This window comes from Protofrankia sp. Cr1, assembly GCF_963555865.1.
Lineage (GTDB): Bacteria > Actinomycetota > Actinomycetes > Frankiales > Frankiaceae > Protofrankia.
On sequence record NZ_CAUVXO010000027.1, the window covers coordinates 18,011 to 28,264 of the forward strand.

A 10,254-nucleotide genomic window follows, 5' to 3' on the forward strand; every position below is an offset into this window, starting at 1 on the left:
CTGGGTAGGCGATTTTCGTCGTGATGGTGACCTTTTTTACCTACCGCTGAGGCTGATTCCTTCATCGCGAGCCAGACCCGCAGGGTGAGGATCCACAGCACGGTGGCCCCGGCGATATGCAGTTCCACCAGGCCGACGGGCACACCGGTGAAGTACTGCGTGAACCCGACTCCGGCCTGGGCGATGACAACGGCGGCGAGCGCGCTGCTCGCACGCACGGCCTCGGCCGGCGCGCCACCGGGACGGACGGCGAGCACGGTGGCGATCACGAGTCCCACCAGCACCATCGCAGCGTCGGCATGCAACTGCGCGACAGTGGTGATGTCGAACCCGAATCGCCTGGCCTTGGACGAGTCCCCGCTGTGCGGACCGGTGCCGGTGGCCACCGTGCCGAGGACCAGCACCGCGCCCGCGACCAGGGTGAGCACCCGGGCGAGCCAGAGCAGCTCGGGCCGGGCCACCGGGAGGACCGGGCCAGCGCCCTGACGGGCCCGGCGGTCGAGCACGACGATGTCCACCAACAGCAGCATCGACAGCAGGAAATGCCCGGCCACCAGCGCGGGGTGCAGCTTGAACAGGACGGTCAACCCACCGAGCACCACTTGGCCGAGGAAGCCGAGCCAGAGGCCGAACGAGAGCGCGACGAGGTCGCGGCGGCGCTCGGCCAGCCGCAGCGATACCAGCGGCAGCAGCAGCATCACCAGCCCCACGGCGACGGTCAGCAGACGATTGCCGAATTCGATCCAGCCGTGCGCGGAATACTCCGGCCGGGTGACGAACGAGTTGTCACCGCAGGTGGGCCAGGTGGGGCAGCCAAGCCCGGACCCGGTCAGCCGCACCGCGCCGCCGGTGACGACAATCAGCGCGAGCAGGGCGACGGAAATCCGGGTGAGGAGGCTGAAGACAGTGGGGCTCACCGTCGGTACTTTCTTCCATCCGCTCATCGCAGGTCATACTACCGTTCGTAGAAGATTATTCCCATTTGAACGTCCGCGCCGCGAGGGCCAGTGAACCGACCGCCCAGGCGAGCAGAATGGCGAGGTCCGCGACGGGCAGACCGGCGGAGTCCCGCAGAATCGCGCGCAGTCCGTCCGATGTCGCGGCCGTGGGCAGCAGCTCGCCAACGCCGGCCAGCCAACCAGGCAACCGGGAGAGCGGGAAGACGATCCCGCCCACGAGCAACAGCAGCAGGTAGACGCCGTTGGCCGCGGCCAGGGTCGCCTCCGCCCGCAACGTGCCCGCCATCAGAAGGCCGAGGCCCGAGAAGGCAACCGTCGCCACCAGCAGGAGCAACCCCACCGCCAACGGCGAACCGTGCGGGTGCCAGCCGACGCCGAATCCCACGGCGATCACCAGCAGGACCTGGATGATCTCCACGCCGACAACGGCCAGCGTCTTGCCAGCGAGCAGGATCGACCGGGGCAGGGGGCTCGCGCCGAGCCGTTTGAGCACACCGTAGGATCGCTCGAATCCGGTTGCGATCGCCTGTCCGGTGAACGCCGTCGACATGACCGCGAGAGCCAGGATGCCGGGGACAAGAAAATCCACCGGAGCACCGGCATCGGTGGGCAGCACGTTTACGGTTGTGAAGAACAGCAGCAGGCCAACTGGGATGATCACAGTGAGCAGTACCGATTCCCCGCGGCGCAGCGTCAGTTTCACCTCGAGCATCGTCTGGGCCCGGAGCATGGTTGACCAGCGCGCGGCGCCAGGTGCCGGGCGAAGGTCGAGTGGACGCTGGGCGGCCGGTACCTGTCCGGGTGTCGGTGTCGGTGTCGGTGTCGTCGCCGGTGCCGTCGCCTCGGACGGGGTGCCGGTGCCGGTCATGGCCGCAACCCCGAACCGGTGAGTTCCACGAACACGTCCTCCAGACTGCGCTGTTCGACTCTGAGATCCTCGGCCAGCACACCGTTGCTCGCGCACCATGCGGTCACCGCTGCCAACAGGTGTGGGTCGATCCGGCCCTGCACCACGTAGCGGCCGGCAGGTTCCTCCGTCGCGACCGTGCCGTCCGGGAGGGCCAGGACGAGGCGGTCGATGTCGAGACCCACCGGCGCCCGGAACCGCAGCTGTCCCTCAGCGCCGCCCCGGGTCAACTCGGCCGGGGAACCCGCCGCGAGCATCCCGCCGTGATCAATGATCACAACGTGGTCCGCGAGGTGCTCCGCCTCGTCCATGGCGTGGGTGGTGAGCACCACCGTCACCCCGCTGCCGCGCAGCTCGGTCACCAGGTCCCAGGTGGCCCGGCGGGCCTGCACGTCCAGACCCGCGGTGGGCTCGTCCAGGAACACGAGTTCGGGTCGCCCCACCAACGCCATCGCCAGGGACAGCCGTTGGCGCTGCCCGCCGGACAGGCGCCGGTAGGGCGTGTGGGCCGAGCCGGACATGCCGACCCGCTCGAGCAGGACCTTGACGTCCAGCGGGTTGCGGTGATGCGCGGCGAGCAGGCTGAGCATCTCCTGCGCACGGGCGCCCGGGTAGACCCCGCCAGCCTGGAGCATGACTCCCACCCGGGGGTGCAGGGCGGCCGCGTCGCGTCGGGGATCGAGGCCGAGCACCCGCACGTGGCCCGAGTCCGGGTGGCGGAAACCCTCGCAGATCTCGATCGTGGTGGTCTTACCGGCACCGTTCGGGCCGAGCAGCGCCGTCACTGAACCGGCAGTTACGTTCAGTGATAGTTGGTTGACTGCATGGATGGGTTGGCCGGAACGTGGCCGGTAGGTCTTGACCAGGTCGACAACCTCGACTGCCAGGTCCTCCGCCACATCGGCGATCCTACGGACCACCGCGTGCACGGTGCGCGGCACGCGTCGCGCGTGGGGTTTGGCCGCGGGGCGACGGGGGACGTTGGGTGGTGTCCGGGTCGGCGAGCGCCCCCCAGGCACCGAAGCGTTCATGCAGGAGCAGCGGGGTCGTGCTGTACAGCCGGGCCAGCGCGGGCAGGTCCGTTCGCCGCAGGCGCAGCACGTCCCGGGAGCTGTCGGCACGCAGGACCTGGACGATTGCGATCCAGCGCCGTAGCGGCCCGGTGCGGGTCGGTGGCAGCTTGCGCAGCCGGTGCAGGTCGATGGCGAGCGGCGGCAGTCCTACCAGGTCGGAGCGGGCCGACGGTGGCGGCGGCACAAGCATGATCGCGGCCATGTCGTACAGGTCGGCCAGTTCCACCAGGCGGTGCACCCGCAGCGCGCGGCTGCCACGTTCGTAGGCGCCGAGGGTGCCTGCCGTCCAGCGTCCGTTCGTCCGCGTCTGGACATCAAGGAGGGACATGCCGCGGCGGTGACGGGCCGCCCGCAGCCGGCGTCCCAACTCCGCGGCGTAGTCCCTGCCAGCGCCAGCGCCTGCGTCGGCCTCGGTCACGCTCTCCGTCCAGGTCACGTCGAACGAACCGGAGACGCTGTTCGCCTCCCGTCGCAGCGTGTCAGGAGTTGGCCGGTGCGACGACCTCTCACTCGTGGTGATGCGCTGATGAGCGTGGTCTGCCAGTGGTAGCGGATGCCGACGGGGTTTGCGTGGCCCGGGGCCGTGGCCCGGGGCTTGGACCGGGGCTTGGACCGGGGCTTGGACCGGGGATGTGGCGCATCAGACGCTCGGCTCGACCGTGCGGTCCGTGCCCAGGTCAGATGCCACGATGGTCAGGTATTGCGACGGATCGCGTCGGCCCGGCGCGCCGACCCGTTCGACCTCTGACGGGAAATAAGGCACAGTGGTGTTGTGAAAAGCATGCCCGACACTTCCAGCGGTGCGGTGGCCGACGGCCGAACCCGTGACCGTGTCGCGCGCCTGCTCCTGGAACTCGGTCCCTCGACCGCGGTCACGCTCGCGGCTCATCTCAGCCTGTCGCCGGCGGCGATCCGTCGGCATCTCGACGCGATGCTCGTCGAAGACACGATCACGACCCGTTCGGCGCGCACCGCGGCCCCCCGTGGCCGCGGGCGTCCGGCCCGGCTGTTCCAGCTCACCGCCGCCGGGCACGCGGCGGGCCCGAACGCATACGAGGATCTCGCAGCCAGCGCGCTGAGCTTCCTCGCGGACGTCGCGGGTCACCAAGGTGTCACGGAGTTCGCCGAGGCACGCGCCGCCGACCTGGAACGCCGGGTCAAGCCGGCGGTGGCCGAGGCTGACCCGGCGGACCGACCGGCGGCGCTGGCGGCGGCCATGTCCGCCGCCGGCTACACGGCAAGTGCCTCACCACTGCCCACCGGCGTCCAGATCTGCCAGCACCACTGTCCGGTGCAGCACGTTGCGGAGCGCTTTCCCGAACTTTGCGGCGCTGAGACCGCCGCATTGGCGAGGTTGCTCGACTCCCACGTCCAGCGGCTCGCAACAATCGCGCATGGTGATGGAGTGTGCACGACGCATGTTCCCCTGGACCCCGCTCCCGTCTCCACTGCCAGTACGTCCACCGCAATGAACCCCATCACTCCCACCTCCTCGGAGGGGCCTGTCATATGACCACAACTCCCGAGACCGAGATCGACAGTCGACTCGAGGGCCAAAGGGCGCGCGACGATCGTCAGATCGCGCGCCCGGAGGCCACAGTCCCCGAAGCACTCGAGGGTCTGGGTTCCTACAAGTTCGGCTGGTCCGACACGGACGCGTATGCGGCTACCGCCCAGCGCGGCCTGTCAGAGGCGGTCGTCCTCGGAATCTCGGCCAAGAAGAGCGAACCGGAGTGGATGACGCAGCTCCGACTCAAGGGCCTGAAGCTCTTCGGTCGCAAGCCCATGCCGACCTGGGGCGCGGATCTTTCCGGCATCGACTTCGACAACATCAAGTATTTTGTCCGGTCGACCGAGAAGCAGGCGGCAACCTGGGACGACCTGCCGGCGGACATTCGTAACACCTATGACAGACTGGGCATCCCCGAAGCGGAGAAGCAGCGTCTGGTCTCCGGTGTGGCGGCCCAGTACGAAAGTGAAGTCGTCTACCACAAGATCCGGGAAGATCTTGAGGAGCAGGGCGTCATCTTCCTCGACACCGACAGCGGTCTGCGGGAACACCCGGAGGTGTTCAAGGAGTACTTCGGGTCGGTTATCCCGGTCGGCGACAACAAGTTCGCTGCGCTCAACACCGCGGTGTGGTCCGGCGGGTCCTTCATCTACGTACCGCCGGGCGTGCACGTCGAGATTCCACTCCAGGCCTATTTCCGGATCAACACCGAGAACATGGGCCAGTTCGAGCGGACGCTCATCATCGTCGACGAGGGTGCCTACGTGCACTATGTCGAGGGCTGCACGGCGCCGATCTACTCCTCTGACTCGTTGCATTCGGCGGTCGTGGAGATCGTGGTGAAGAAGAATGCCCGCTGTCGGTACACGACCATCCAGAACTGGTCGAACAACGTGTACAACCTGGTGACCAAGCGGGCGGCGTGTCAGGCCGGCGGCACCATGGAGTGGATCGACGGCAACATCGGTTCCAAGGTGACGATGAAGTACCCGGCGGTGTGGCTGCTCGGCGAGCACGCCAAGGGCGAGGTGCTCTCGATCGCGTTCGCCGGTTCCGGCCAGCATCAGGACGCCGGCGCGAAGATGGTGCACGCCGCACCGCGGACGTCGTCCACCATCGTGTCCAAGTCGGTGGCCCGTGGCGGTGGCCGGACCTCCTACCGGGGTCTGGTCCAGATCCAGGAGGGCGCGCACAACTCACGGGCGACGGTGAAGTGTGACGCCCTGCTGGTCGACACGATCAGCCGCTCCGACACCTATCCCTATGTGGACGTCCGGGAGGACGACGCCTCAATCGGGCATGAGGCCACCGTGTCCAAGGTCGGGGAGGACCAGCTCTTCTACCTGATGAGCCGCGGGCTTTCCGAGGACGAGGCCATGGCCATGGTTGTGCGCGGATTCGTGGAACCGATCGCCCGGGAACTGCCGATGGAGTATGCCCTCGAGCTCAACCGGCTGATCGAGCTGCAGATGGAAGGTGCGGTCGGCTGATGGTGACCGCTCCCATCCACAACGGTTCGCGTGACGGTTCAGCCGAGGAATCATCCACCGGTGCGGCCGCGGCCGTGCTGGTGGCCGGGTCCTCGACCGGGTCACCGGTCGGGTCGAAGGCAGGGGTGTCGGCGGGTCGGCCCGATGGCCGGCCCGACGGGCGACCGCGTCCGGTGCGCTCCCGCGACCCGCAGGCGCATCCGCTGCCGACCGGTCGCGAGGAGGAGTGGCGGTTCACCCCGCTGCGCCGACTGGGCGGCCTGCTCGCCGGCCCGGACGCCGACGCCACCTTTGCCGTGAATGTCGAGGCACCCGAGCCTGTCACGGTCGAACATGTCGGCGTCGACGATGCCCGGGTCGGGCGGGTGTTGATTCCGGCCGACCGCGTGTCGGCGTTCGCGATGACCCGGGCCGAGCATGCTGTCGTGGTCACTGTGCCCGCGCAGGCGACTCCCGACACCCCGGTGATCGTCCGGTTGCACGGTTCCGGCGGTATCGCCTACGCCCATCTGGTGGTCGAGGTCGGGGCGTTCGCCTCGGTCACGGTGGTGCTCGACCACACCGGGCAGGCTATCTTCGCGGGTAACGTGGAACTGTCGATTGGTGACAGCGCGTCACTGACCTTCGTCTCGCTGCAGGACTGGGACGCGGGTGCGGTGCACGTCGCCGCGCACGCGGCCAGGGTCGGCCGCGACGCCCGGTTCCGTTCGTTTACGGTGACTCTCGGTGGCGATCTCGTCCGGTTGTCGCCCACCGTCACCTATGCCGGGCCTGGCGGGGACGCCGAGCTCTACGGGCTGTTCTTCACCGACGCCGGTCAGCACCAGGAGCACCGCCTACTCGTCGATCACGGCCCGCGGTCGTGTCGTAGTCGGGTCGCGTACAAGGGCGCGCTTCAGGGCGCCGGCGCGCACGCGGTGTGGATCGGCGACGTGGTGATCGGAGCGGATGCGGTGGGTACCGACACCTATGAGCTGAACCGCAACCTGGTTCTCACCGATGGTGCGCGGGCGGACTCGGTGCCGAACCTGGAGATATCCACCGGCGAGGTCATCGGGGCCGGCCACGCCAGTGCCACCGGGCGTTTCGACGACGAGGCGCTGTTCTATCTGATGGCGCGGGGCATCCCGGCGGACGAGGCGCGGCGCCTGGTGGTCCGGGGCTTCTTCGCCGAGATCGTCGACCGGATCGAGATCGAGTCTCTCCGGGACCGGATCACCGCGGCGGTCGAGGCGGAGCTGGACGGGGTCGTCTAGTGGGCGGTTTCCAGCGCGTATGCGCGTTGTCCGACCTGCGTGAGGAGTCCGCGCTCGGCGTCGAGGTCGACGGGGAGCCGGTATGCCTGGCGCTGGCGGGCGGGCAGGTCTTTGCCATCCGCGACGAGTGCTCCCACGCCGAGGTGCTGCTCTCCCACGGTGAGGTCGAGGACGCGAGGATCGAATGCTGGCTGCACGGCTCGCAGTTCGACCTCGCCACAGGTGAACCCATCGGGTTGCCGGCAACCGAGCCGGTGCCCGTCTATCCGGTGCAGATCGACGGTGACGACGTGCTCGTCGACGTCGGGCCGTCATAGCTGGATACGGCGACATACGGCGGCACACAGCGGCATACAGCGGTATATAGCGGCAGCGGTATATAGGAGACTGATCAAGTGTCGACCCTTGAGATCCGTAACCTCCATGTCTCGGTGGAGACCGATTCCACCGAGGGGAGGGAGATCCTGCGCGGCGTGGATCTGACGATCCGCCGTGGCGAGACCCATGCGATCATGGGGCCGAACGGCTCCGGTAAGTCGACGCTGGCGTACTCGATCGCCGGTCACCCCAAGTATACGATCACCAGTGGTTCGGTGACGTTGGACGGGGTCGACGTCCTCGCGATGAGCGTCGACGAACGCGCCCGTGCCGGTGTCTTCCTCGCCATGCAGTACCCGGTCGAGGTTCCCGGCGTGTCGGTGTCGAACTTCCTGCGCTCGTCGGTGACGGCCGTGCGCGGCGAGGCGCCGAAGCTGCGTACGTGGGTCAAGGAGGTCCGTGACACCATGGCGGGCCTGGAGATGGACCCGGCCTTCGCCGAGCGCAGCGTCAACGAGGGCTTTTCCGGCGGTGAGAAGAAGCGGCACGAGATCCTGCAGATGGCGTTGCTCAAGCCGAAGATCGCCATCCTGGACGAGACCGACTCGGGCTTGGACGTGGACGCGCTGCGGATCGTCTCCGCCGGCATCGAGTCCGTCCGCGCGGCCGGGGAGACCGGCATTCTGCTGATCACCCACTACACCCGCATCCTGCGCTATGTGAAGCCGGAGTTCGTCCATGTGATGACCGGTGGGCGCATCGTCGACTCCGGTGGCCCCGAGCTTGCCGCGGTCCTGGAGGACGGTGGCTACGACCGGTATGTCAAGGCGAGCGAGCCGGCCGGGACGGCGGCGTGACGATGACCGGCGTGAGGGACGCGCCCGTCCCTGCAAATGATCTGAGGACCGGGGGGACGGGCGAGCCGAGGTTGGCCTATGACGTCGAGCGGATCCGCAAGGACTTCCCGATCCTGGCGCGGCGCGTTCATGACAACCGGCCGCTGGTCTACCTCGACAGCGCGGCCAGTTCGCAGAAGCCCACCCGTGTCCTCGACGCCGAGCGGGACTACTACGAGCAGCACAACGCCAACGTCCACCGCGGCATCCACGTGCTCGCCGAGGAGGCGACCGCGCTGTACGAGTCCGCCCGCGACCGGGTCGCGGCCTTCATCGGCGCACCCCGGCGGGACGAGGTCGTCTTCACGAAGAACTCCTCCGAAGCGCTGAACCTCCTTGCCTACGCGATGAGCAACGCGGCCTTCGCCGGCCCCGAGGCGGCGCGCTTCCGCCTCGGGCCGGGCGACGAGGTCGTCATCACCGAGATGGAGCACCACTCCAACCTGGTGCCCTGGCAGATGCTGTGCCGGCGGACCGGGGCCACGCTGCGCTGGATCGGTCTCACCGACGACGGCCGGCTCGACCTCACCGACCTCGATCAGGTGATCACCGAGCGGGCGAAGGTCGTTTCGTTCGTGCACCAGTCGAACATCCTCGGCACGGTCAATCCGGTGGCGACACTGGTCGCCCGCGCCCGTGCGGTGGGCGCGCTGACCGTCCTGGACGGATCACAGTCAGTGCCGCACATGCCGATCGACGTGACCGCGCTCGGGGTGGACTTCCTCGCCTTCACCGGCCACAAGATGTGCGGCCCGACCGGTATCGGCGTGTTGTGGGGCCGGGGCGAGTTGCTGGAGGTCATGCCGCCGTTCCTCGGCGGCGGCGAGATGATCGAGACGGTGACGATGGAGGCGTCGACCTATGCGGTGCCCCCGCACCGGTTCGAGGCCGGTACGCCGATGATCTCCCAGGCCGTAGGCCTCGGTGCCGCGGTCGACTACCTCACCGAGCTCGGTATGGACGCGGTCGCCGCCCATGAGCACGACATCACCACCTACGCCCTCGGTCAGCTCGCCACCGTGCCGGGCCTGCGGATCATCGGGCCGCCGGACCCGGTCGACCGGGGCGGCGCCATCTCGTTCGTGTTCACCGGATCCGACAACCGGCCGCTGCACCCCCACGACGTCGGCCAGCTGCTCGACGAGCGGGGCGTCGCCGTGCGGGTGGGGCACCACTGTGCCCGCCCGGTCTGCGTGCGCTACGGCGTCCCGGCCACGACACGGGCGTCCTTCCACCTGTACTCGACCCGCGGTGAGGTCGACGCACTCGTGGAAGGCCTGGGGCATGTGCGGAGGTTCTTCGGGACGTGAAAATGGACTCCATGTACCAGGAGATCATCCTGGACCACTACCGCAACCCGCACCACCGTGGGCTGCGCGAGCCGTTCGACACCGAGGTTCACCACGTCAACCCGACCTGCGGGGACGAGGTGACCCTACGGGTCAAGGTGTCCGACGGTAAGGTCGCGGACGTCTCCTACGAGAGTGAAGGCTGCTCGATCAGCCAGGCGTCGGCGAGTGTCATGACCGATCTCGTGATCGGCAGGTCCGTGACCGAGGCGCTGGAGTTGGGCCAGGAGTTCCTGGCACTGATGCAGTCGCGCGGCACCGTCGAGCCGGACGAAGATGTGCTGGAGGACGCGGTCGCCTTCGCGGGCGTGTCAAAATACCCGGCCAGGGTCAAGTGTGCCCTGCTGTCGTGGATGGCCTGGAAGGACGCGACCGCGCAGGCGGTGGGCGGCATCCCGGAACAGGAGGTGGACCGGTGAGCGAGACCACCGTGACCGAACAGGACCCGACCGTGGCCGAAGTGGCAACGGCCGGGGTTGAAACGGCTGAGGTCGAC

At 68.3% G+C, this 10,254-nt stretch carries 11 protein-coding genes; 7 read left to right on the plus strand and 4 right to left on the minus strand.

All coding sequences use genetic code 11. The features are described 5' to 3' along the window. The 4 genes from U9980_RS04690 to U9980_RS04705 all read right to left on the minus strand — a co-directional run. A partial coding sequence (locus U9980_RS04690) for a COX15/CtaA family protein (RefSeq protein ID WP_322766841.1) occupies positions 1 to 944 on the minus strand: 944 nt, incomplete at its 3' end. A gap of 28 nt (positions 945 to 972) precedes the next feature. Then, on the minus strand, positions 973 to 1,827 hold the full coding sequence (locus U9980_RS04695) for an ABC transporter permease (RefSeq protein ID WP_416210156.1): 855 nt from the start codon (positions 1,825 to 1,827) through the stop codon (positions 973 to 975). Next, the gene (locus U9980_RS04700; RefSeq protein ID WP_322766842.1) at positions 1,824 to 2,765 is read right to left on the minus strand and encodes an ABC transporter ATP-binding protein; all 942 of its coding nucleotides are present in this window, start codon (positions 2,763 to 2,765) and stop codon (positions 1,824 to 1,826) included. The genes U9980_RS04695 and U9980_RS04700 overlap by 4 nt, the downstream gene beginning before the upstream one ends. A gap of 10 nt (positions 2,766 to 2,775) precedes the next feature. Continuing rightward, entirely contained in the window at positions 2,776 to 3,357 is a 582-nt protein-coding gene (locus U9980_RS04705; RefSeq protein ID WP_322766843.1) for a helix-turn-helix domain-containing protein, read from the minus strand. Between the two features lie 363 nt (positions 3,358 to 3,720). On the opposite strand from U9980_RS04705, the gene U9980_RS04710 reads away from it, so the two are divergent. The 7 genes from U9980_RS04710 (at position 3,721) to sufU (ending at position 10,177) form a co-directional block, all read left to right on the plus strand. Next, positions 3,721 to 4,452 carry a transcriptional regulator gene (locus tag U9980_RS04710; RefSeq protein WP_322766844.1) on the plus strand — a complete coding sequence of 244 codons (732 nt, stop codon included), beginning with the start codon at positions 3,721 to 3,723 and terminating at the stop codon, positions 4,450 to 4,452. Continuing rightward, positions 4,449 to 5,939 (plus strand): Fe-S cluster assembly protein SufB, encoded by a 1,491-nt coding sequence (sufB, locus tag U9980_RS04715; RefSeq protein WP_322766845.1) that lies wholly within the window; start codon positions 4,449 to 4,451, stop codon positions 5,937 to 5,939. Before U9980_RS04710 ends, sufB begins: the two co-directional genes overlap by 4 nt. Continuing rightward, positions 5,939 to 7,195, plus strand: coding sequence for a Fe-S cluster assembly protein SufD (gene sufD / locus U9980_RS04720; protein WP_322766846.1), 1,257 nt, complete (start codon positions 5,939 to 5,941; stop codon positions 7,193 to 7,195). Before sufB ends, sufD begins: the two co-directional genes overlap by 1 nt. Further along, positions 7,195 to 7,512: a non-heme iron oxygenase ferredoxin subunit gene (locus tag U9980_RS04725; RefSeq protein ID WP_322749670.1), complete on the plus strand. Its 318-nt coding sequence runs from the start codon at positions 7,195 to 7,197 to the stop codon at positions 7,510 to 7,512. Before sufD ends, U9980_RS04725 begins: the two co-directional genes overlap by 1 nt. 78 nt (positions 7,513 to 7,590) lie before the next feature. Next, on the plus strand, positions 7,591 to 8,370 hold the full coding sequence (gene sufC, locus U9980_RS04730; protein WP_322749671.1) for a Fe-S cluster assembly ATPase SufC: 780 nt from the start codon (positions 7,591 to 7,593) through the stop codon (positions 8,368 to 8,370). 41 nt (positions 8,371 to 8,411) lie between these two features. Next, positions 8,412 to 9,719 carry a cysteine desulfurase gene (locus U9980_RS04735; RefSeq protein ID WP_322749681.1) on the plus strand — a complete coding sequence of 436 codons (1,308 nt, stop codon included), beginning with the start codon at positions 8,412 to 8,414 and terminating at the stop codon, positions 9,717 to 9,719. Continuing rightward, positions 9,716 to 10,177, plus strand: a complete 462-nt coding sequence (gene sufU / locus U9980_RS04740) for a Fe-S cluster assembly sulfur transfer protein SufU (protein WP_322766847.1) — start codon at positions 9,716 to 9,718, stop codon at positions 10,175 to 10,177. The genes U9980_RS04735 and sufU overlap by 4 nt, the downstream gene beginning before the upstream one ends. The last annotated feature ends 77 nt before the right edge of the window (positions 10,178 to 10,254 follow it).